The sequence below is a fragment of the Murdochiella vaginalis genome (genome assembly GCF_902381775.1).
Classification (GTDB): domain Bacteria; phylum Bacillota; class Clostridia; order Tissierellales; family Peptoniphilaceae; genus Murdochiella; species Murdochiella vaginalis.
Map to the genome: position 1 here is coordinate 1,299,467 of NZ_LR698969.1, position 22,477 is coordinate 1,321,943.

Annotated in this window: 16 protein-coding genes and 1 other RNA gene; 4 read left to right on the forward strand and 13 right to left on the reverse strand. The window is 50.2% G+C overall.

Features of this window, described 5'->3' with window-relative positions:
* The first annotated feature begins 76 nt into the window (after window positions 1-76).
* Window positions 77-817, forward strand: a complete 741-nt coding sequence (ymfI, locus tag FXY30_RS05825) for an elongation factor P 5-aminopentanone reductase (protein WP_071705726.1) — start codon at window positions 77-79, stop codon at window positions 815-817.
* A 2-nt stretch (window positions 818-819) separates the two neighbouring features.
* Here ymfI and FXY30_RS05830 read toward each other — a convergent pair whose 3' ends face one another.
* The 3 genes from FXY30_RS05830 to FXY30_RS05840 are packed head-to-tail and all read right to left on the reverse strand — an operon-like array spanning window position 820 to window position 8,857.
* A complete protein-coding gene (locus FXY30_RS05830) occupies window positions 820-4,368 on the reverse strand; it encodes a UvrD-helicase domain-containing protein (protein ID WP_071705727.1) in 3,549 nt (1,182 codons plus the stop codon).
* Window positions 4,365-7,898: a PD-(D/E)XK nuclease family protein gene (locus tag FXY30_RS05835; RefSeq protein WP_071705728.1), complete on the reverse strand. Its 3,534-nt coding sequence runs from the start codon at window positions 7,896-7,898 to the stop codon at window positions 4,365-4,367. The genes FXY30_RS05830 and FXY30_RS05835 overlap by 4 nt, the downstream gene beginning before the upstream one ends.
* Window positions 7,895-8,857: an ROK family protein gene (locus tag FXY30_RS05840; protein WP_071705729.1), complete on the reverse strand. Its 963-nt coding sequence runs from the start codon at window positions 8,855-8,857 to the stop codon at window positions 7,895-7,897. The genes FXY30_RS05835 and FXY30_RS05840 overlap by 4 nt, the downstream gene beginning before the upstream one ends.
* Window positions 8,858-9,055: 198 nt before the next feature.
* Between FXY30_RS05840 and FXY30_RS05845 the strand changes: the two genes are divergently transcribed.
* Window positions 9,056-9,352 (forward strand): glutaredoxin family protein, encoded by a 297-nt coding sequence (locus FXY30_RS05845; RefSeq protein WP_071705730.1) that lies wholly within the window; start codon window positions 9,056-9,058, stop codon window positions 9,350-9,352.
* Window positions 9,353-9,480: 128 nt separating this feature from the next.
* Here FXY30_RS05845 and FXY30_RS05850 read toward each other — a convergent pair whose 3' ends face one another.
* On the reverse strand, window positions 9,481-10,527 hold the full coding sequence (locus tag FXY30_RS05850) for a hypothetical protein (RefSeq protein ID WP_071705731.1): 1,047 nt from the start codon (window positions 10,525-10,527) through the stop codon (window positions 9,481-9,483).
* 115 nt (window positions 10,528-10,642) lie between these two features.
* Between FXY30_RS05850 and FXY30_RS05855 the strand changes: the two genes are divergently transcribed.
* A complete protein-coding gene (locus FXY30_RS05855; protein ID WP_083428246.1) occupies window positions 10,643-10,810 on the forward strand; it encodes a type II toxin-antitoxin system prevent-host-death family antitoxin in 168 nt (55 codons plus the stop codon).
* Between the two features lie 110 nt (window positions 10,811-10,920).
* Here the strand turns inward: FXY30_RS05855 and ssrA are convergent.
* The 3 genes from ssrA to FXY30_RS05870 all read right to left on the reverse strand — a co-directional run bounded on the left by ssrA (window position 10,921) and on the right by FXY30_RS05870 (window position 13,863).
* Window positions 10,921-11,267, reverse strand: a transfer-messenger RNA (tmRNA) gene (ssrA, locus tag FXY30_RS05860).
* Between the two features lie 73 nt (window positions 11,268-11,340).
* Window positions 11,341-12,774: an LCP family protein gene (locus tag FXY30_RS05865; protein WP_071705732.1), complete on the reverse strand. Its 1,434-nt coding sequence runs from the start codon at window positions 12,772-12,774 to the stop codon at window positions 11,341-11,343.
* Window positions 12,775-12,852: 78 nt separating this feature from the next.
* Window positions 12,853-13,863: an NAD(P)H-dependent glycerol-3-phosphate dehydrogenase gene (locus tag FXY30_RS05870; RefSeq protein ID WP_071705733.1), complete on the reverse strand. Its 1,011-nt coding sequence runs from the start codon at window positions 13,861-13,863 to the stop codon at window positions 12,853-12,855.
* A gap of 175 nt (window positions 13,864-14,038) precedes the next feature.
* Between FXY30_RS05870 and FXY30_RS05875 the strand changes: the two genes are divergently transcribed.
* Complete coding sequence (locus FXY30_RS05875) at window positions 14,039-15,544, forward strand: IMP dehydrogenase (protein ID WP_071705734.1); 1,506 nt, start codon at window positions 14,039-14,041, stop codon at window positions 15,542-15,544.
* A gap of 89 nt (window positions 15,545-15,633) precedes the next feature.
* On the opposite strand, the gene FXY30_RS05880 is transcribed toward FXY30_RS05875, so the two are convergent.
* The 6 genes from FXY30_RS05880 to FXY30_RS05905 all read right to left on the reverse strand — a co-directional run bounded on the left by FXY30_RS05880 (window position 15,634) and on the right by FXY30_RS05905 (window position 22,463).
* On the reverse strand, window positions 15,634-16,611 hold the full coding sequence (locus FXY30_RS05880; protein ID WP_071705735.1) for a biotin--[acetyl-CoA-carboxylase] ligase: 978 nt from the start codon (window positions 16,609-16,611) through the stop codon (window positions 15,634-15,636).
* An 18-nt stretch (window positions 16,612-16,629) separates the two neighbouring features.
* Complete coding sequence (gene obgE, locus FXY30_RS05885) at window positions 16,630-17,976, reverse strand: GTPase ObgE (protein ID WP_071705736.1); 1,347 nt, start codon at window positions 17,974-17,976, stop codon at window positions 16,630-16,632.
* Window positions 17,977-18,059: 83 nt separating this feature from the next.
* A complete protein-coding gene (rpmA, locus tag FXY30_RS05890) occupies window positions 18,060-18,353 on the reverse strand; it encodes a 50S ribosomal protein L27 (protein WP_071705737.1) in 294 nt (97 codons plus the stop codon).
* Window positions 18,350-18,694, reverse strand: a complete 345-nt coding sequence (locus FXY30_RS05895; RefSeq protein ID WP_071705738.1) for a ribosomal-processing cysteine protease Prp — start codon at window positions 18,692-18,694, stop codon at window positions 18,350-18,352. The genes rpmA and FXY30_RS05895 overlap by 4 nt, the downstream gene beginning before the upstream one ends.
* Window positions 18,694-19,002, reverse strand: a complete 309-nt coding sequence (rplU, locus tag FXY30_RS05900) for a 50S ribosomal protein L21 (RefSeq protein ID WP_071705739.1) — start codon at window positions 19,000-19,002, stop codon at window positions 18,694-18,696. Before rplU ends, FXY30_RS05895 begins: the two co-directional genes overlap by 1 nt.
* A gap of 122 nt (window positions 19,003-19,124) precedes the next feature.
* The gene (locus FXY30_RS05905) at window positions 19,125-22,463 is read right to left on the reverse strand and encodes a penicillin-binding transpeptidase domain-containing protein (RefSeq protein ID WP_071705740.1); all 3,339 of its coding nucleotides are present in this window, start codon (window positions 22,461-22,463) and stop codon (window positions 19,125-19,127) included.
* Window positions 22,464-22,477 lie beyond the last annotated feature (14 nt).

A 22,477-nucleotide genomic window follows, 5' to 3' on the forward strand; every position in this document is an offset into this window, starting at 1 on the left:
AAAAATTCTCACCTTACAATTATTTTTTCCATGGTATCATACCCCTATAATAGAGGAAATAAAAGCGGAGGAAAAAATGACATCGCATACCATTCTCATTACCGGCGCCTCGCGAGGAATTGGCCGCGCCTGTGCACTGGCGCTGGCCCGTCCCGACGTAAAATTGATCATTCATTATCATCTTCGTGCGGCAGCTGCCGAAGAGACGGCCGATCTCTGCCGCAAGAAAGGAGCGGAAGCGTTCGTCTTACAGGCGGACATCGCTTCTTCTTCCGAAGTAAATCGCCTGTTTTTACAAGCGGAACAACATTTTTCGCCTGTGGACATCGTAGTCAATAATGTAGGTGTCGCGGTATACGGTCAATTGCAGGATATTTCGGATGACGAGTGGCAGCGCGTCTTTGCGACCAATGTCAACGGCATGTTTTATTGCACGAGAAGGGCTCTTCCCGGCATGATTTCCCGGAAATGGGGGCGCATCATTAACGTTTCCAGCATGTGGGGCCAGGTCGGTGCATCCTGCGAAGTGCTGTATTCCGCGACCAAAGGAGCAGTGGATGCCTTTACCAAAGCCGCCGCAAAAGAGCTGGTATACTCCGGTATCACGGTGAATGCGGTTTCTCCCGGCGTTGTGGACACCGATATGTTTTCTGCGCTCGGTGAGGATACAGCACAGGATGTCGTGTCGGACATTCCACTGGGACGAACGTTACGTCCGCAGGAAATTGCTCTCTGGGTCCGTCATTTCGCGGCGGAAGAAGCGGAAGCGGTCACCGGGCAAATTCTCGGCATCAACGGCGGAATGGAAATCCACTAATTTTATCTTATGGTCAGTGCATCGGCGCGACCGAAGCGGATCCAATATAAGTACGCGCTTGCGACCGGCTTGTGATACGCCAACGTAAGCGCCTTCGCATACAGCGAAAGCTGCTCGCGATAGCGTTCGGGATCCGGTCTCCGGTCAGACTTAAAGTCGATGAGCAAAAGACGATCCGGTAAAACGACAAAGAGATCAATCTGCCCATCCACTGCAATCTCCCCTTCCCCATACGGCATGCGCATGGTAAAGCTGCGCTCCCGTTGCACCGTGTCGCGGTTGGCGATAACCGCCTTGCCGAGAGAACTGTCAAAGAATTGTCGAAGCAATCCTTCGTCCAACCAAGCGCGCTCCTGTTCGGTAAACAGAGCGCGTTTTTGCATCGCATCCAGTGCCTCGCGCATGGCCTCTTCTGTATAGTGCTGAAGCGGCAGATTCTGTAACGCGCGATGCAATAGGGTACCGACCGTTGCCGCATCGACTCCCTGTTTTTCTGCAAGAAAGGGTGGCAAGGGCGGAAGCGCTTGCTCCTCCTGCTCGACAGCAGGCTTTGCGGAAGGCCACCAGGGCCAGTCCTGAAAATGGCCGTCTAAAATCCGATTCTTTTGGGACAGCTGTGAAACCGTCATTTTAAGCGGATGAGGCGCTGTTTCCGTTTTGGGTGTGAGATCATCCAGTATCTTCAGGGCCTTCGAGACAGAGAATGCCTCTTGCTGTACCGTCTCCGCCGGCAAGGATAAGGGTCCACGATAGTCATCCCCCGGTGCAAGCACAACGTGCAATTTTTGTCGTGCCGGATCCATTGGATCACTTGCAGAAAGCACATCCAAAATCCAGAATAGCAGGGTTTCATCCTGATTCAAAGCATCCTGCAACGCTGTCGCGCTCGTTTTAGGCAACGTCGCCCCTTTCGGCATTTTCCCGACAATAACCAATTTCTCCATCGCCCGAGTCATCGCTACATAGAGGACACGCACTTCCTCCGCACGGTTCCGTTGACGAATCGCCTCCAGAATCAGGCGGTGCATGACCGTTTTTCGCTGAATCAAAACACCCTTTTCGACGTGCGTATCACGTAAACAAAGTGCTATACCAACATCCTCGTCATACACCATCCAAAAGTTCTTCTCTTTTCTACTGAATTTTTTACCAGTGCCCACCAAAAAAACAACAGGAAACTGCAGTCCCTTCGCTTTATGAATGCTCATTAGGCGCACCACATCATCTTCTTCCGATAACGGTTCCGACGGTTGCGTATCTTCCGCGTTTTCCGTCCGTTGATCCATGTACGAAAGAAAACTGGTTAAATCACTACCTTCCTTGCTCTCCCATTCTTCTGCCATTCGTACCAAAGTCATGAGATTTCGCTGCCGTTGCTCGCCATCCGGAAGTGCGGTGATATAGGCCAATAAGCCGCTTTCCTCAAAAAGCATCGTCATCCATTCGGATAACGGCATCTCGGTATAGCGTTCACGCCAAGTCTGACGTTTCGCAAAAAACCGCTCCCGTTTTTTTGCAAGCTCCGAATCGTCATCCTCGGTCAATGTCCGAACCGCCTCGTAAAAAGGTCCCTCCGGGTAGGCAATGCGCAAGCGTGCCATTTCCTCTTCGGTAAATCCCCCGATACAGGAAAGCAGGGTGGAGAGCATGGCGACATCATGTGCGCGATTGTCCAATATACGCAGAAGATTTTTTGCCAGCAGCACCTCAATATCCTTGTTCTCCGTATTCTGCGCCTCCATATAAAATGGTATGCGGTAGTGGTGGAAAACCGTACGATAATTGATCAATGGAGCATTTTGGCGAGAAAGCACAGCACAATCGCGATAATGTCCGCCATTTTGCACATGCTCAGCGATGGCATGCGCCACATAAAACGCCTCCGAAGAAATCGCATCCAAAAAGCCGGGTGCTTCGCCCTCATCCTCTTCTTCCTCTTCCACGCGATCCTGAAGTACACAGATGGTGACCTTTCCTTTGTCGGCATGCGGACGATTCGTGCGTGCTAAATGGCCCGGCGTGGCATAATCCACACCTCCCCGCTCCTTGGTCATCAAGGGTGAAAAAAGAAGGTTCACGAAATCGAGAATCTCCGGTTCGCTGCGAAAGTTCAGTGTAAGGTCAATGGCTTCATCCTGTTCGGACGCCCGATAAGCCTCATAACGTCGCACGAAGTTTTCCGGTAACGCCCGGCGGAAGCCGTAGATGGATTGTTTGGTATCTCCGACAAAAAACAGATTGTCTCCAGAAGAAATTTTTTCTATGATCGCCTCCTGAATGGCGTTGGCATCCTGATATTCATCAAAGAAAATCAGGCGATAACGCGCCTTAAGCTCCTCGACGACCTCCGGCAGACGAAGCAGCTTCAGCAAGTGATGTTCGACATCCGAAAAATCCATGCCGTTTTGTTCCTCTTTGCCTTCACGAAAACGTTCGGCAAAGGTCCAGGCGAGTGCCGCCAGCGGGCGCATCACCGCAAGAAGTTCAACCTGCTCCCTCGTAATGCGTTCCGGGTCATACAAAGCAAGTGAGGCCTCCAATTTCTTCCATTCCTTTTTAATCTGATCGCGCAGGTCCTTTAAGGCATCCTTGCAGGCTACCGCTTCGGCGCCATGTTGCTTTTCGCGCACGGAAGGAAGCCGCTCGAACGAAAAAGCGATGGTATCTCCCCATAGTGCGGCAAGCTGTTCCTCTTCTTCCGCAGAAAGGCGAAGGGGACCCTTGTCTCCTTCGCATGCTCGGAAAAGAGTATATCGAAGCGCAGCGATTTCTTTGGTAAAAAACAAGGAGGCGAATTCCGGAAGAGCCTCCCAAGGGTGCTCTTCCATCTGCCGAAGCAGGCGCTCGATCGCGAAAGCATGCGGAAAAACCAACAGCCTTAGCACGCCTTGGAAAATATGATGTTGCGTCTCTTTCGTAGTCAACGAGCGCAGCGTTTCCCGCATCCAGCCGATGGGATCCGTTTGGCTTTGTGAAAGCGTATACCATTGTAAAATCAGCTTTCGTATCTCTTCATCGCCTTGTCGGTTGCCATCGACGTAATTTTCTAAAAACGCGCTCACGTCTTCCGGCGGTACCGAAAAATCCAACGCGGATGTATCCAAGGCTTGTTCCTGATATGCGGCAGAAAGGGTTTCTTCCATCGCCTCGTCCCGTAAGGCTGCCAATCTTCGTCCGGAAAGGATGTGAACGTTGGGATCCCGATCCAGCCGATCAAAATTGCGTTGCAGCACTTCCAGGCAGAAGGCATGCAGCGTTTGAATGTTGGCAGAGGAGAGACGATTGCGCTGTGCAAACAGCCATGGGCGGTCGGCGCCTTCTTTTTGCACTTCTTCCTGCAAGGCTTGCCGAATACGCGTGCGCATTTCCCCTGCCGCTTTTTTCGTAAATGTGACGATCAACATTTCCTCTATACCGATGTGCTCTTCTACCAACTGACGGCGAATGCGCTCCACCAGAACCCCGGTTTTCCCGGCGCCGGCCTGTGCCGACACGATGCGGTTTTTGCGCTCCGGACGCAAGGCCTGTTCCTGTTCCACAGTAAATTTCATTGCTCCCCTCCTTTCTGTTCATACTCGTTTGCTTCGGTTGCATCCTCTGCGCTTGCGATGAGGCCGTCTTTCCAATCTTTCCAGCCGATTTTTTCGACAAATCGTTGCTGCGTGTAGTGCCTCTGCTTTTCAAAGCGGCAGACCGACTGAAATGGACAATACGCGCAACCGGAAAATACTGTTTTTTGCCCCGATCGAATGACAAGCGGATGAGGAGCTATCATCCCGGACTCACGAGAAGCCGTGAGCGAACGGGCCATGTGCTCGGCGGTATATAATAATTCATCCACTTCCTTTGGGAGAAGTACATTCTCCTGCTCGGTCCAGTTTTTTCTTTGGTCTTTTATCGCATAAACCGACGCGGCAATTTCTTCTTCCAGCCGTGTATCAAATCGCGTCGCGATAGAATCCTGACGCAAGAAGCCGTCCAGACGAAGGTTTTTATCCCAAACACGATTTAATTCCTCGGTTGGTTCCGCTTCTTTTGCCTTTGGTACATGCAAAGGAAAGTAAAAGGCGCCAAACGGTTTGCCAAGTGTCTCGGCAACACGAAGATAAAGCGGTAACTGCAAATGAATGCCGCCCACAATATCAGAAAGAGAAAAGGAGGTTGATCCGGTTTTATAGTCCAATACTTCGACATACGCCCCTTGCGGATCGTTTACGATGTCCAAGCGATCAATGCGACCATGTAGAAAAAGGCGGCGTGGCGCATCAGCCAGTACAAGGCCGGAAAGAGCGCTTTTAGGTCCGAACGCCTGCTCATGCAAAATGGTCTGAATCGCGCTGTTTTCCAGATGATCAAAAATACGGGCATGGCTTTCGTGCAGCGTTTTTTCCGCCATGCGCAACAAGAAAGCATTTTTGGGATCCTCCCGTTTTATGGGATCCATCGCTTCGGATAACACCTTTGCACTCTCCAAGCGCATGATCTCTTCCGATGCCGAAAAAGAAGGCAAGGCATGTTTCGCGAGAAAGGGAGAAACATATGTCGTCCATCGATCCACTGCCGCATGCAGAAAATTTCCAATATCCGGCGCATAGACCGTAAAAGAACGTTCCTCTTCCGCTCTAAGGCCGTAGCGCAAAAAATACTGATACGGACAGCGTGCAAAATTTTCCAATTGAGAGGCGCTCAGTGTATCGGCCGGATAAAGCTCCTGAACCAGTGCTGCCGAAAGAGGCTTTCGCTCACCTTCCGCAATACTGTCCTGTATGGCTTCTGCCATTTTTCGATATGCCGGCAGAGTTCGCATTCCATCCAGCATCTGCTTTGCGATTTTTTTTCGGCTTTCCGATGCTTCGGCATCCTGCAAAATCGCCGGCATTCCCACCAACAAAAGGCCTTTGGAATAGAGCATATCCGAGAGCGAAAAGGTGTCCACGATGGTCATGGATTGTCCGAGCGATGCCTGCATGCGCTGCATCCACGGGCTCGGATTCATGGATTCGTTGGCCTGATTCTGCATAGCGAAGGACAAGGAAAGGTGTAGCGTGGCTTGGTGTAATACGGAATAAAAATTCAGTCGTTCTTCTTCCATGGCAAAGCGATTCGTGGAGGGAAGCGGCGCATCGCTATCCGAAAGCGTGGCTTTTTCCTCCTCGCTGAGTAGCGCGCTTTCCCTGCGCACGCTCGGCAAATACGCATCGCTGACGCCTAAAAGAAATACGTACGGACGCGGGCGAAGGCGGGAGCGTAGAAGATCGCCCACGACAATCTGATCCGCAAACGGCGGAATGACGCCCAACGAAATACCGGAAAAGCCTTCTTCACAGAGCGCGATAAAACCGTGACGATCGATTTCTTGATCGGCAAAAAGTTCCACCATCTCGCTCAATCGCTCCATCACGGCATCCCAAATCCGACGATGCAAAGCCAGGCGTTCCTCCTCACCTTCCTGAAGAAGTGTTTCTTCATAACGAAACAGCGCCTGTGCCGTTTCCGGCGTGCGCAGGGCGACTACCAACGCGCCGGCAAAATCGCGAACCGTTTTTCCATTCTGCATACGGTTGTCAAAGGCATAGTAATAGTCGAGAATCGTCCGGTTGACGCGTCTTGCCGTATCCGCCTGTCGCTTTTGTCGCTCCCGTTCCTCTTCCCCCAGCCGAAGGCCTTCGTCGAGAAACGTAAAATAACGATTGTTCTCCACCATGCGATAGCGAATGTTTCGCCGTTCGAGATAGCGTTGATAGAGCTCGATATCGTCTTCTTCGACGCCTAACAATCCCGCTTTCACCAGAGAAAGCATCGTCTCGGGACGCGGCCCTTTTTCACTTAAGGAAAGCAGTGCACGAATCGTACGAAGCAGCGGATGATAGTTCACTTCTTTGATTTCATCGTAAAAAAAGCGCAATCCTTCCCGTTGAAGACATCGCTTGAGGAGCGGTGCATATTCTTCCGTGTCGCTCAGAAAAATAGCAAAGTCGTTTAGCTTCGCGCCTGCCTCTTGCATCCGCTTTTTAATGGCGACAATAACGCCTTCGACTTCCTGCTCGCTGTTACGATAACTTTTAAATGTTATCGGTACAGATGCCGCGTCTCCTTTCGACGCGCTTTGCGGTGTGCGTAGAGCGAAAACCGCCCGTGCGCCGCGATCCACTGCCTTACGCATAGACATCGCTGCATCCAAGGCATCTGTTTTAGAAAAAGGATCCGTTTTTGCCGGAATTCGACTTCTGGATACGTCATGAACCCGCAGAGTGGAAAGGGTGGAAAGTTGGCGAGCAAAACGCGCGCTCAAAGAAAATGCCGCTGCATCGTCAACCATGTCGGTAAAAAGCATTTCTTGCGCGGCATAAGGCATGTTTTCCGGCGCAGTCGCGATGACGTTCGCCATGCGTGGATCCAAAACAATCGTAAAATGCACAGCATAGCCGCGCACGATCAGTGCTTTCACGGCATCCGCTTCGCGCTTCGAAAGCGAATGAAAACGATCAAAGTAAAAATCTACGCCGTCAAAAACGGCGAGGGAAGAAAGTTGTTGAAAAGCCAGCGTCAGCTCGTCGTCGCTGTCACAGCGCGTATTGCCCAAGATGTCTTCGTACGCGCGATAGATTTGCGCCATTTCCAACAGCTTTTGGCGCGTGCGATCTCCTTCCGGAAAGGTGTTGGCTTTTTCCTCGATCGTGTCGGGAAGAATGCCGTACTCTTTCCATTCGCGTAACTGCTGCACAAAAGCTTGACACAGATCCGTTCCGATGGTTCCGGGCGTAAAGATGCGTCGCTTCTCTTTGTCTTGTTCCAACAGAAGCCGGATCAGCATGCGGCGCCCTTCCTCCGTGACAACCGGCGTGCGCAAGCCGCTTCCTTCCTGCAAAATATCCCGGACCAGTGAATGAAAGCTTTTTACCTGCGCCTGCATGAGCACATTCGTATGCAGCGCTTCAAACAGCGCTTGTTCGGCTTCCACTGTAAATTGGGAGGGCACCACCAGATACGCTCGTCGTCCGCGGGAAAGGCTCTCCTTAATGGCCTCTACCAGCGCTGCCCAGGCATCTTCCGGAAAGCGCGAGGGATAGAGGTCGATCACGCTCCCACCTCCAGCGGAAACACCAAACGTGCTGCGCCGATCATTCCGGCTTTGTTGCCGAGGGTTGCGCGGACAATGGGCGTTTCCCGCGTGGCGAAAAAGGCATAGCGACGATAGGCTTCCCGCAACGGAACCAAAAGCACCTCGCCGGCATTGCTGACACCTCCGCCAATGACAAAACATTCCGGATCAATGGTTGCGCCCAAAACCGCAAGTCCCCGACCTAACACATCGGTAACATGATCGACAACGCGACGACAAATCGGATCGCCGTTTTCCGTGCCTCGGAAAATCGCTCGGGTATCGTAGCCGCCGTTATAAGGACGTAACGACGACGGTTCGTCGGATTGGGCAAGCAATACGCCGGCATAGCGGATGATGTTCGGTGCGGAACACACCTGTTCCAGACAATGATGTCCGCCACAGCCGCAGGCAAAGTCAAAGGGCTCGGTGAGAATGGGCATATGACCGATTTCGCCGCCTGCTCCGTTTGTGCCGGATAGAATCTGGTTGTTAAGAATAACACCGCCGCCGATGCCGGTGCCGATGATCACAAAAACAATGGAACTTTTGTCAGCCGCCGCACCCTGCCAAACTTCGCCCAGCGCTGCAACGTCCGCGTCATTCTCTACAATAATGGGACAAATAAATTCTTCCTTCTCCCGAAGCATTTCCACCAAAGGCACAACACCCCAACTGAGGTTTACGCAGCCGTTGACTATGGCATGACCGACCACCGGTCCGGGCACACCGATGCCGATTCCGCCTAATTCCGATTCCGCAAGATTTTCTTCCGCAAGCAGCGTCCGTAAACGCACCGCCATTTCATGAATGAGAACATTCTGTTCTTTTTCTTTTCCGGTAGGAATGGAAACCGATTTACACAAATTCCCCTTATCATCGAAAAGGCCAAACTTAGCCGTTGTCCCGCCAAGGTCAATGCCGATATATACCGTCATGCGTTCCTCCTTTTACCTGTCCGCTACTGCCTTTTATTTTAGCATGATGCTCTCTTTCCTGCATCGAATGAAGAGCGTTTTCCCTCATAACTGCCGTTTGCGCCATAAAGCGTATTCGTTATCTTTTCGCCGTTGCGGGTACAAAAAGAGCGATTAAAAATTTGCTTCACGAAATAGGTCAAAAAATAGGAGGAAACCATGCCAAAGTATGAACTGTATAAAAAGGATGTCTGTCCCTACTGCCAAAAAGTCATGAAGTTTATGACAGAAAACCACGTCGAAGGCGTGATAATGAAAGACATAATCGAAGATCCCAAGAATCAGGAAAATCTTGTGAAGCGAGGCGGCATGGATCAGGTTCCCTGCCTCTTTATAGACGGAGAAGCGCTCTATGAATCGGATGACATTATCCAATACATGAAGGAACATCTGGTAGCGGATGCTTCCGATGATAAAGGAGACGATGCAACGCCGAGTGTGTGCAACGTGCTATAACGGGGTGCACGAAACCATCCGGTCATTGCTCTGGTCCTAGCAGAGAGAAAGGGCACGAAAACAGCTTATCTGTTTTCGTGCCCTTTCCTTTATTTGAGAGGGAATTCTAAACTCTCTAAGGCTCCTGCTTATTGTACGGGATTCATGTACACAATCGCCTTGCGGAGGATGCGGCCAAGTTGGTCATGAAGAGAAATCGACAGCGGAAAGCCTGGCGTATCGGGGTGTGCTAAGAAGTCCTCCAGGTGCAACCGCTGTTCTTTTGTCAATGCCGTATCGATCGGGAAACGATAATGCTCTTCTTTTTTGATTTCCAGCGTCCCATCCTCCGTGTTTGTCTTGATTAGAGGCACTCTTAGCACATTTTCGCCATCTACAGCGCGATACGGGAAATGATCGAAAGCATTCAATTGGAGATAGTAGCTATCACCGGCATCGGCAGGAATCTGATCATCACAATTGAATTGGACATCGAATGCGCTCTTCCCGTTTTCTTCGATGAGACGCACATGAATAGGCGCATCGCCTACAGGCGCCGCTTTCGCCACGGCTTTTGCGTATATGGTATTCATCCCCGTCAGGATATTCTCCGGAAGAAGAATGCCGGCTAGAACCTCAATGCCATAACCGTCCGGAGCAAACAAATACACACTTGCATTCAGGCGATCCCGTTTGCCATGAATAAATTCCTGGAGTATCGCTTCATTTTCATTGTCAAACGCCTTCGTATCGGATGACAGCGAGAGAGAAATCGTCCCGGGCATACACCCGTTATCCACCGGTATGGTAAAAATCTTATTTTTTGCTTCTTTCATCGTGTAAGGGATGATTCCATCGAAAGAAACCATGGCATAGATTTGCGGGGAATCAAACATGGACATATCTACGCGAAAAAAGGAATCCACTCTTTCCAGGTTCACGTCAAGATGATACTGGTCTCCAGCAACAGATAAGAGAAATACATCCTTTGCTTCATAAAAACGCACCTCCTCCAACTGCCCATCGCCGCGCCCAAGAACGCGGCTTTCCTCTGACGATTCGGAAACCGTCTCCGACTTGGATTCGATCAGCGACGCACTTTCTTCCGGCGGCTTTTGTCCGGTACAGGCAGCCAACAGCAATAGAAAAACAAAAATTATACAGCCGCTTAAGGAACGAAAAAGAATTTTTTTCATCGCACACTCCCTCCTCTCATTAATTTCAATCAACGAGACAACAAGCCATAGATACAAAATCGAGTATTCTCTTTCTATTGCGCATGATACCCGGAAAAGTTGGCAATTATACAGAGTGCTTCATCCGGTTTCAGACCTAAGAAATAAATTTAATGAAATTGAAAAAACGGTTCAGGAGGGCACTCCTATTTATCTCACAAAAAATGGCTACGGAACGATGGTCGTCCTAAGTTTGGAACAATATACTGCGCTCAATGGAGGTTCGTCTTGTTCTCTATGGTAGACGTGATTGGAAAAAACACATCTAACATGCTGGCCTATTGAGTACCATAGCTACTGTAAATAGCAATAAAAAAGCCAATTCCTTGTAATTTCAAGGAACCGGCTTTTTTGCTATGGAGATGGAGGGAATCGAACCCTCGTCCAAGAGAACATCCGAACGAGTTTCTCCGAGCGCAGTTTATTTCCATTGTTTCCCGAATGGCCGGCGAAATAAACAAACGATGGCATTCGGTAGCTTCATGAGTCCAACCTGCGGGCAAAGCTTAGCGCAGGAAGTTTCCCGAGATCGTTGAGGTCAGTCCGTCTGTTACGGGTCCAGTCGGAGGACCGGCAGCCATGGTTAGGCCGCGTAAGCTAATTCGTTGTCGTTAGCAGTTATTGGTTTTGCCTGATTAACGTCATCTGCCTGACGGCTCGCTTCTCCTTTTTCCGTTCCCCTGTCGAAACCGGGCATCCCCGTGTGTCTTATTATAGCATAGAAATTCATTGTATCGAGCTAAGGTATGGTCTGCTGCCGCGACGCAAAAGTCCTTAATAACTTTCTGTTTTTTCAGAATTGTTACCGTTCTGTACTTCCGGATTAGTCGGTTCCCGATCACTCGTAGTAGGAGACGAGGCGGGTTCGTTGTTATTTTCTGATGCCGCACTTTCCACGGAAGGTTGCCTGTTTTCGATCGTACTATTCTCCTCGTTGGGTGTTGTATAAGATGGCTCCTCGGAGGGTGTGTCCATGGGGCCGCCAAAGGACGGGCCTCTGCCATTCAGATAGTCATCGATATCATATATAGGAAGATCCGCATAATCCTCTTCATGAATGGAATAACTCTTGGAGGTCTGGGAAGGCAGCGGCTTACCATCCATGACCAATTGCATGAGCTTTAGAATATCGCGTTTGCTTTCTTGACTGGGCAGGAACATAAACAGTCGCGAACCCGGCATCTGATAGGAAGGAAGGCCCATCGTCCCAAAGCACTGGAGCTGAGAAGAGGAGATCTTCCATTTCTTATTATTGGCAATTTGATAGTTGATGTAGTCCACCATGGTCTGACGAGGCATGTTAGTGGAAACTTCTTTCGCAATAACCTGCAAAATGGCAGGATAATTCATCAGAATGGCCGGGGATGAGGCGCGTTCAATAAGTGCTTTTATGATACGCACATGATTGCGGCCGCGTGCCAATTCTCCATCGCCAAGACCATAGCGCTCGCGTGCAAAAACGAGAGCCTGCTTACCGTCCAAGTGAATTCTTCCGGTTTTGAATCGATATCCCTGGGCTTTAAATTCTTCTGAGTTTTCAACCTCCACGCCGTCAAGCGCATCGACAATACCGACGATGGAATCAAAATTGACCATCATATGATACTTGATTTTGATGCCGAAGAAGTTTTCCAATGTCTCTTCCGAGGTCTGTACGCCGTAATTGCCGGCATGTGTCAGCTTGTCGTATCGATCGTTGCCTTTCCCGGCTATACGCATATAGGAGTCTCGAGGAATCGTCGTAATATGCACCACGTGTGTTCCCGGATTGACCGTAAGGATCATATTGACATCGCTACGAGACGTCTTTTCCAGCGAGCCATTGGTATCTTTACCGCTGAGATAAACATAAAATGGCTTTGCCAATTCTTCCTGTGTTTGCGGCGCATCAGGCTTTTCGCGGCTTTCATCCCCATTCTGAGAGGGTTTGTTGGAAACGGCATCGAGTGCCTGAATAGAAGACCAGACGTAGTAGCCGCTGACTGCCTCTGCCGACATGATCACAAACAGTAACGCACCGGCAGCAGCGGCCGAGCCTTTTTTCCCAAAGACAAAACCGATCATCAGCAATAGATTCAGGATGAAAAAAATGCCGACTAACAGCAGGCGTTCCTTAAGTGGTAAAAAGTGATGTACAAAAAAGATGGCGCCAAAGCACACATAAAGAATCACGCCAAAAAAAATGACTGCTTTTTTGAATTTATTCATGTTTCTGCTCCCGAAACTTCGTGTATTCATTGTATATAACAAATCCTCTTCACAAAAATCATAATAACTGATTATACACTAATTCGGGTGGAATTCTGTTTTTTTATCACGCGTCATGAGTGAAAAAACCGTCGAACGCACATCCGCACCGCAAAGGACATCGTTGAGTGCGTCGGCAAGAGGCATCTGTACCTCGTAACGATCCGCCAGCGCACGGGCAGCCGGCAAAGCATTCATTCCTTCCACCACCTGTCCGACCTCACGCACCGCTTCTTCCGGAGAAAAGCCCCGGCCGATGAGCTCTCCGCACTGATGATTGCGGCTATGAACCGAGGTGGCCGTTACGATTAAATCCCCATATCCGGCAAGTCCCGCGAAGGTTTCCGGCGAACAGCCAAGAGCAAGGCCCAGGCGCGTCATCTCCGCCATCCCACGCGTAATGATTGCAGCTTTCGCATTGTCACCGAAACCGAGGCCATCCGAAATTCCCGCCGCGAGAGCAATAATGTTTTTTAACGCACCGCAAAGTTCCACACCGTGAATGTCCCGATTCGTATACACCCGAAATTGCTCGTTCATGAAAGCGTCTTGCACGCGCTTGGCCGCGCCATCGTCAAGACTGGCGGATACAATTGCCGAAGGCAGATCTTTTGCCACTTCCTCGGCATGCGTCGGTCCGGATAATGCGACAAATGCGAAACGCTCCTTTGGTCTCTTGTGCGTCAACACATCCTCCATTACGCCGGTCAACGTCAAGCCCGTGTCTTTTTCTATTCCTTTGGCCACATCCACCAGAATCTGGTCAGCTGATAGAAATGGGGCCGCCTCTTCGGTGGTTGCACGCACATAGGGTGAGGGCACGGCGAAGACGACCAGCTCTTTTTCACAAACCGCCTTCTCCAAATCCGCAGTGAAGCAAAGCGTTGCCGGCATTTCCGCATCTCCCAAATGCGGATGACGATGCGTTTTTTCCATCCACTTCACTTCCTCGGGAAATTTCGACCACAAGGTTACGGCATGCCCGTTCTTTGCTAAGAGACGTGCAAGCGCACTTCCCCATGTTCCGGCGCCTAAAACAGCAATGTTCATCGCTTTCCTCCTTGCTTATCTGTTCTCTATGATTTATCGTACCACGTCTTGCCGGCGTCCGTAAAATAGCGTAAGACGGAACCCTGTCAGCAGGTCTGGGCAGACAGATGGAAAAAGGATATAATCGAACCAACATTACGTAAAAAGGTTTCAAGGCATCTAAAAAGGAGGAGATATGGCGATCTATCTGAAAGAACCATCTCGTACATTTAGCGAATATCTGTTGATCCCCGGCTATTCATCCAGTGAATGCCGTGTGGAAAATGTCAATCTGGCGACTCCCCTGGTTCGTTTTCGTCGAGGCGAAGAGCCGGAACACACGTTAAACATTCCGATGGTATCCGCCGTCATGCAGTCCGTTTCCAATGATACACTGGCTATCGCATTGGCTCGTGAAGGCGGCCTTTCTTTTATATATGGATCGCAATCCCCCGAGAGTCAGGCGGCCATGGTCGCGAATGTCAAGGGATACAAGGCAGGCTTTGTACCCAGTGATGCCAATATCTCTCCGGAGAAAACGCTGGAAGATGTCCTGCAATTAAAACAGAAAACCGGTCACTCCACGATGGCGGTGACGGAAGACGGAACACAGCATGGAAAACTGGTCGGTATCGTGACCAGCCGCGACTATCGCGTTTCCCGCATGGATCCTGCCACGCCGGTTCGTGAATTCATGACACCGTTTGCGGATCTGATTTTCGGTCAAGAGGGCATGACCCTGAAAGAAGCTAACGACGTCATCTGGGAGAAAAAACTGAATGCTTTGCCCATTATTGACCATCATCAGCGACTGCTCTACTTTGTATTCCGTAAAGACTACGACAGCCATAAAGAGAACCCGCAGGAATTATTGGATGCGAAAAAGCGCTTAAAGGTCGGCGCAGGAATCAACACGCGCGACTATGAGACACGCGTTCCGCTATTAGTAGAAGCGGGAGCCGATGTGCTCTGCATTGACTCCAGCGAAGGCTTCAGTGAATGGCAAAAGAAAACCATTGAGTGGATTCGTGAGCACTATGGCAATACGGTAAAAGTCGGCGCCGGCAATGTAGTAGACGGCGAAGGATTCCGTTTCCTGGCGGATTGCGGAGCGGATTTCATCAAAATCGGCATTGGCGGCGGTTCCATCTGTATTACTCGTGAAACCAAGGGCATTGGCCGCGGACAGGCCACCGCTGTAATGGATGTTGCGCAAGCACGCGACGAATACTACAAAGAAACCGGCATCTATGTTCCCATCTGTTCCGACGGCGGTATCGTCTATGACTATCACATGACACTGGCGCTGGCCATGGGAGCGGACTTCGTCATGCTCGGCCGTTATTTTGCGCGCTTTGATGAGTCCCCGACGGCAAAGGTGAACGTTAACGGCTCCTCCATGAAGGAATACTGGGGAGAAGGCAGTGCACGTGCCCGCAACTGGCAACGCTATGATCTGGGTGGTGCAGCGCATCTCCAATTTGAAGAGGGCGTCGATTCCTATGTTCCCTACGCCGGCGCGCTGAAAGACAATGTGGGTATCTCCCTGCATAAAATAAAAGCAACGATGTGCAATTGCGGAGCCCTTTCCATTGCTGAGCTGCACGAAAAGGCGAAACTGACCCTCGTCTCATCCACCTCCATTGTGGAAGGCGGTGCGCATGACGTGATGCTAAAGTCGAATCGGTCGCAAATGAACTAAGATAATAGAAACGCCAAAAATATACAGAAAGAAAAAAGCCCTTCGTTGCGAGTTGCAACGAAGGGCTTTCCCTTTTCTTACGATCTTTGCTACTCATCCATACGCACGCTCACTTCCCCGGAGGAAAGGGCTTCTTCGCTTCCGTCTGCATAGCGCACTAGAAGATGACACGCTTCATCAATATCGACAGCATAGGCATCGCTCTTTTTATCCCCTCGCCAAATCTGGACGGCTTTACCGAGAACAAAACACCGACGACGATATTCCTCCACATAGCGATGGCTGTCCTCCTGCTCATAGTACGCAAAAAAGCGTTGCAAAAAGGAGGCCGCCAGGCGATTTTTAGCATCCTTTTGCGGAGAAGAGAAAAGTGCCGTCGCCACATTTTTAACCTCTTCGGGAAAGCCGCCTTCGGGAACATAAACGTTCACCCCTGCGCCCAACACCGCATAGGCAACGCGGCCGTTTTCCATGTTCAATGACGCTTCCGTTAAAATTCCGCATACTTTTTTATCTCCCAAAAAGATGTCGTTCACCCATTTTATCGATGCGTTCTGTTCGCTGATACTTTCGATCGCTTCGCACATTGCAACTGCTGCCATGGTCGTAATATGTACGGTTTCCGACAAAAGACGATTCGTAGGACGAAGCAGAAGGCTGAGATACACTCCGGTATTCGCCGGCGAATAAAAGGAACGCTGACGTCGTCCTCTCCCCTTGGTCTGTTGTCCCGCGATGACACAAGTGCCTTGCGGCGCGCCTGCATCCGCCTTTTCTTTCAGCAAGAGATTCGTCGAGGTTACCACCGGGAGCACGGTCAAATCTACCAAAGAAGGGTTCGATAGATATTTACGGATTCCCTGTGCAGAAAGAATGTCCGTGTCTTCGGAAAAGCTATAACCGCGGTTCGTGACAGCGCTAATGGCATAGCCTTCTTCTCGCAGCGATTGCACACCCTTCCAGATCGCCGTGCGAGAGACGCCCAAATTCTCCGCCAACTGCTGTCCCGAATAAAATTTGCCGCGATGCGCTTCAAAATAGGCAAGCAACTTTTCCTTCGTTGTCATTTTTCCCCCTCTTCGGCATTATAACCAGTCAAATTCAAATTCCTCGATGTTGATGACGTCGTCTTCATCCGGATCCAACGCACGAATGCGATCCATCACGCCCATCTGCTCCAGAGAGCGTTCAAAAAACTGAATGGAAGCACCATCGGTGATGATGAGCTTCTTCGCCAAATTGGCAACCGACTCTCCCTGAACAAAAATCGTATGCCCTTCGCGACGAACGGTAATCGCGGTATCTCGTTGAAAAAAGCGCTCCACTGGTACGATTTCTTCTTCACATGTAAGAAGTGTCTTCGGAATCTGGCTTATTTCCTGCCAAAGCACGCGACGAAGCACGTCCATTCCCTTCGTTGTCGCTGCGGAAAGTGGCACCAGAATGATGGGGCTTGGGACTTTTTCCTGCCATGGGTCAGCGGGTTGCTGCGGTTTTTCCTCCGCAACGCGTACCGCTAAGCCACGTTCCGCCATCGCTTGCCGAAAATGCGCCAGGTGCTCCTCGACGCCCGGCAGATCCATCTTGTTTGCCACAATGACGCGCAATTTTTTGGGCAGTGCTTCATGGTATGCGGCAAGCTCCTGCTGAATGAGATCAAAATCATGAACCGGATCACGCCCTTCACTGCCGGACATGTCCAGCACATGAGCGATGACACGAGTCCTTTCAATGTGACGCAAAAAATCATGCCCCAAGCCCGCGCCGGCGTGCGCTCCTTCGATCAGGCCGGGAATATCCGCAATGACAAAAGAACGCCCTTCTCCCATGTCGACGGCGCCAAGGTTTGGTTCAATGGTCGTAAAATGATAATTGGCGATTTTCGGCTTTGCCCGCGTAAGGATCGAAAGAATGGTGCTTTTCCCTACGTTGGGAAGTCCCACCAACCCGACATCTGCAATGAGTTTTACTTCAAGGATGATCTTAAGCTGTTGCCCCATGCCGCCTGGTTTGGCAAAACGTGGAGCTTGTCGAATAGAACTTTTGAAATGTACATTGCCCTTTCCGCCGTATCCGCCTTTCACAACGACAAAGCGCTGTCCGTCTTCCCGCAGATCCGCAATAGGAAGCTTGCTTTCCGCTTCGCGTACTACTGTTCCCACCGGCACTTTCAAGATCAGATCTTCCCCGGATTTTCCGAATTGCTGCTGACCACGCCCCGGCTCACCGGATGATGCCTTATAAATGGGATGGTACTTAAAGTCCAAAAGCGTATTGACGTCCTTGTCGGCTTCCAGAAGGATGGATCCTCCGCGACCGCCATCCCCTCCGTCCGGGCCGCCATTTGGAACATATTTTTCTCTGCGCCAGGAAATAGCTCCATCCCCGCCATGCCCGGCACGCACTTCAATTGTTACCTGATCAATAAACATAGTTCCTCCAAAGAAAAACACCCCGCACGGCCTGCGGCCGAACGGGATGCAGTAGGAATCGTTTCGTTCCGCCTCCGCCAGGCTTACGCCAGAGCTTCTACGGGATAAACGCTCACCTGTTTTTTGTCCTTGCCCTTGCGTTCGAAACGAACCACGCCGTCTGCTACTGCAAAGAGCGTGTCATCGCCGCCACGCATGACGTTCAGGCCGGGATGAAATTTGGTTCCGCGTTGACGAACAATAATATTTCCGGCTTTGACGACCACGCCATCATGACGTTTTACGCCCAAGCGCTGCGCATTGGAGTCGCGTCCGTTTTTAGAGCTGGACACCCCTTTTTTACTCGAGAAAAGTTGTAAATTAAAAGCAATCATCATAACCTCCGATCGTTTACGTTGATATGACCCGGATATTCTTTCTGTAATTCTTGCATGTTGAGACGAAAACCGTTCAACAGGACTTGACAAATTTTTTGTTGTTCTTCGTTGAGTGGCTCCTCGATGGCTACGGAAACATCCCCTTCTGCATACTGCACGTGGACATTTTTCCCAAAATCGGTTGCGTCGGTCAGGGTGTTAATCAGGGCGGTTACAATACCGGAAACATTGGCACATAAAAGGTCCTGTTGTGCTTCACCGTAATCCGCATGACCCTTCATGGAAAAGCCGAGAAGCTTTGACGGATTTTCCTTGCTCGCGTAGCACTCGACGTGAATCATCAGGCGTTGATCGCCTCAATTTTCAACAGTGTATACGGCTGACGATGACCGCGTGTGCGGCGATATCCCGACTTCGGGCGGAATTTCCCGATCACGATCTTCTTATCTTTGCCTTGTGCAACGACGGTGGCTTTTACGCTGGCTCCTTCGATGTAGGGCTTTCCTACTTTAAGAGCGTCGCCCCCCAACATGAGAACCTTGTCGATAGCAATCGACTCGCCCACTTCTCCGGCAAGCTTTTCGACCTTGATCTGATCGCCGACCTGCACCTGGAACTGTTTTCCACCGGTTTCTAAAACTGCGTACATCACTTTCTCCTTACCTTTCGTGTCGCCTTGAAGGCAGTTTCCAAACGAAACATTTACGTTTGCCTCTTTAGAGCGGTATTACCGATCAATTATACAGGAGGTTGAACGTGTTGTCCACCTTTTTATTCATTCGTGGATTGTTCTTGGGACGAGACTTCTTGCTCGGAAGTCTTGGGCTTGGGCGGATCATATGTCGTGCGACCTTCATAAAGCGACGGTGTTTCTTCCTGTGAAGCCGGCGTACCGAGATAGGACGCCAAAATATCACGCGCGATCGGCACGACGTTTAAACTCGTATCGCCATCCGGCATAAAGACCGTCGTTGCGATTTTGGGCTGTTTATAGGGAGCAAAACAGATGTCCCAAGCATACGGCGCATAATTTCCTCCTGTGCGCGGATCCTTCCCTGCGCGCTCCGCTGTTCCTGTTTTGCTGCCCACCTGAAAATTAAGACCGTTGAATTCGCTTTGATTATGCTCCGCGGAACGGCGCATGCCCTCACGCACCTCCTGAAAATAGCTTGCGGGAATGGGCACTTTTTTACCCCGTGGCGTCTGGTTATAGAGCACCGTCTTGTTATCCGGACTGCGGATTTCTTTTACCAGCGTAAAATCGTAATCTGTTCCGCCATTGGCAAAGATGGAGGCTATGGAACACATGGAAATGGGTGTATAAGCATTTTGTCCTTGTCCGATGACCGCATTCATGGTATCCGCCACCGTCCAGTTCGTCTGATTAAAATAGGTGTACTTCAACAGGTCCGCCAGGCCACTGCGCGCCCCGTCCAAAGGACGCTCAGCATAATAGCCGAGCTCTTCGAGATCCGCAATGAGTTTCGCACGGGTATACAGCTCTCCCTGCTCCGACCATTTGAGAATGGTTTGAATATCTTTTGCAATCACCGTATTGCCTTTTTTTGCGTCAGGCTTTTCATAACGCTTGAGATTCTGCTCCAGAAAATGAGAAAGCATGGATTTCGTTAGATTCATCTTTGCAGACCGGCTGGGAATGTGATTGGCCACTTCAGCCGGCTGTTTGATTTCCAAGCCGGACGAATGGTTTAATCCCAAGTTTTCCGCCGTTTTTTCAATGTCATCCACGGTGACCTGCACGCCGATATCCTGCCCCGTAGCGGGAACACGGCCAAGACCGAGAATATAAAAATAATAATTATTGGATTTGCCGATAGCATCATACATGTTGACCATGCCGTCGGACCCGCCGGTACGAGTATAAAGCAAGTTGTTAAACTGGCGATCACCAATTTTCACAAAACCATAATCATAAATCTGCATTTTCGGATTCAGTCCCTTTTGCAATGCTGCCAGAGACACCACGGTCTTAAAGGTGGAGCCTGGTTGAACTGCCGCCTGCGTAGCAAGGTTTAACAGCGGTCTCGGTGCGTTGGTATCCAGGCGCGTTGCTGATTGATACATTTCCCAATCGGAGCCGGAAATGCCGGTAACAAAAAGGTTCGGATCAAACATGGGATACGAAGCCATAGCCAACAGGGCTCCATTGTTTGGATCCACGGATACACTGGCCGCACTGTTGGCCATAGGGGAATAATGTGCCTTATTCCTTCCCCATTTGCTGACATAGGGCAGACTGTGGCGAACGGAAAGAATTCCATTCTTTAGTGATTTCTCCGATTGCTGCTGCAATCGAATATCCACGGTCAGATACACGTTGTTCCCCGCCTTGGGTTCCTGCCGCTCCAAAATTTCCGTTCGATTGCCGAAGGAGTCCACGAGCACGGTTTCTTTGCCGCTCGTACCGTGTAATGTGCTTTCAAAGCTCTGCTCTACACCGACCTTTCCAATGAACTCATTGGGTAGATAATGCTGCTCCTTCACATAGGTCTGCACCTCTTCATTAGTAGCAATTTTGCCGATGTAGCCCAAAATATGGGAAGCCGATTCGCCGAATGGATAATAGCGTATGGCCTGTTGCGACACCATGATGCCCGCGCCGGAAGCGATATTTTCTTCAATCTTGGCCACCGTATCCTCAGAAAGCTCATAACAGATATTAATCGGCCAAAACGCATATGTGCCGGGCTTTCCGACCCGATCGGTAATGAGCATGATGCCCCACTGTAACACCGGATCCATAGTGGGATCAATTTCATAGTTCTCTAATAGTCGACGAAATGCCTCGTCCGCGCTCATCTTGTCCAGGTTGAATTTTTTTACAAAATCCTCCTGATCCGTTTCCAGACCATATGTCCATGTTTTCAGCGCAATGCCCGGATAAAATCCTTCATCGAACATCGCTTGCTCCGCCAAATACTTATAGGCATCATCGGTAATGACTTCATCAAGCAGCTGTTGCTCGAGTCCTAATTTTTTTAATCGATCCAGAGCGGTTCCGTCTTCCCCTTCCGGATGAATAAATTCGACCGACACCGTACGCGCATCCGCCGAAATGACGTATTTGAGATTCGTTTCAATCCCCTTATTTGCCAGTCGATTGAGCAAGCCCTCCGCAGGAATGGTAAAGCGATTGTCCTCCTCGACAGAAATGGAGGTTAAAAAGCGATCCAGCGCGGAATTCTTGACGATGGTGACGAAATCTTCTTTTGCGGTCGAGGTCAACGTAATGGCGGGAAAGGCCTGATGAAATGCTGCTTTTTTACGGCGCGCATTTTCTACATACGTATAGTCGCATTCCCGAAGACGCAAATTCTCGGTGAGCTTTTTCTCATTTAAGAGCTGATAGGCCAATTTACGCGTTGCAGGATGATTGAGCACATGCGATAGCAGGTTTTTATTATCGTTAAGCCGTTTACTCAAGTATTCCAAAGCGGAGGTATTGTCTTTGATCACTTTGGCATTTTTCAAAGTATCGTACTCTTTTCCCGCTTTCCAGGAAAGGCGGAAATTCACGTCGGGATCCGCCTGAATAGGTAGAGCGCTTCCTTTCAAGGAAAGAGCGGTAAGGGCTCGCGCTGCCGGGGAAACACGAAAATCACGATCAAGAGCCGAATGATAAACCATTTGCAACCACTGCTCGACAAGATGATGTTCCACCAATAACCGCTGCGCTTTTTCATCCGGTGTTTCTTTTTCCTGCAAATAATCCGCTTCGGAAGCATACACAATTTGATTGCGTTGAATGGGAAAATCTTCTCCATACTCCGCCCCGTCCCGTTCAATATAGCGCAGAAGACGCGCCAGTACTTGGTTGCGCTCATCGGTTTTAAGATGCATCAGCTCATCTTTGAAACCTTGAACAGCAAAAGAAGATCGACTGCCGGCCAGCAAAACACCATTGCAGTCATAAATATTCCCTCGCGGGGCGGCAATTTGAATCTCTTTGGTGCGGCGCGTCCGTGCAAGCTGGCTGTATTTGTCTCCTTGAACAAGAGTGAGATCATACAGGCGCCATAAAAGGAGGCCCATGAAGGCGAGCATCACGGCCACGATCGTGCCCCAACGAAACAACGATTCCTTTTTCATGATGTTCTCCTGAC

What these genes read in the sequence shown, in the direction of transcription:
- ymfI (WP_071705726.1), top strand. Translation starts at nt 77, where the DNA reads ATGACATCGCATACCATTCTCATTACCGGCGCCTCGCGAGGAATTGGC.
- FXY30_RS05830 (WP_071705727.1), bottom strand. Translation starts at nt 4,368, where the DNA reads ATGAAATTTACTGTGGAACAGGAACAGGCCTTGCGTCCGGAGCGCAAA.
- FXY30_RS05840 (WP_071705729.1), bottom strand. Translation starts at nt 8,857, where the DNA reads ATGACGGTATATATCGGCATTGACCTTGGCGGGACAACGGCTAAGTTT.
- FXY30_RS05845 (WP_071705730.1), top strand. Translation starts at nt 9,056, where the DNA reads ATGCCAAAGTATGAACTGTATAAAAAGGATGTCTGTCCCTACTGCCAA.
- FXY30_RS05850 (WP_071705731.1), bottom strand. Translation starts at nt 10,527, where the DNA reads ATGAAAAAAATTCTTTTTCGTTCCTTAAGCGGCTGTATAATTTTTGTT.
- FXY30_RS05865 (WP_071705732.1), bottom strand. Translation starts at nt 12,774, where the DNA reads ATGAATAAATTCAAAAAAGCAGTCATTTTTTTTGGCGTGATTCTTTAT.
- FXY30_RS05870 (WP_071705733.1), bottom strand. Translation starts at nt 13,863, where the DNA reads ATGAACATTGCTGTTTTAGGCGCCGGAACATGGGGAAGTGCGCTTGCA.
- FXY30_RS05875 (WP_071705734.1), top strand. Translation starts at nt 14,039, where the DNA reads ATGGCGATCTATCTGAAAGAACCATCTCGTACATTTAGCGAATATCTG.
- FXY30_RS05880 (WP_071705735.1), bottom strand. Translation starts at nt 16,611, where the DNA reads ATGACAACGAAGGAAAAGTTGCTTGCCTATTTTGAAGCGCATCGCGGC.
- obgE (WP_071705736.1), bottom strand. Translation starts at nt 17,976, where the DNA reads ATGTTTATTGATCAGGTAACAATTGAAGTGCGTGCCGGGCATGGCGGG.
- rpmA (WP_071705737.1), bottom strand. Translation starts at nt 18,353, where the DNA reads ATGATGATTGCTTTTAATTTACAACTTTTCTCGAGTAAAAAAGGGGTG.
- FXY30_RS05895 (WP_071705738.1), bottom strand. Translation starts at nt 18,694, where the DNA reads ATGATTCACGTCGAGTGCTACGCGAGCAAGGAAAATCCGTCAAAGCTT.
- rplU (WP_071705739.1), bottom strand. Translation starts at nt 19,002, where the DNA reads ATGTACGCAGTTTTAGAAACCGGTGGAAAACAGTTCCAGGTGCAGGTC.
- FXY30_RS05905 (WP_071705740.1), bottom strand. Translation starts at nt 22,463, where the DNA reads ATGAAAAAGGAATCGTTGTTTCGTTGGGGCACGATCGTGGCCGTGATG.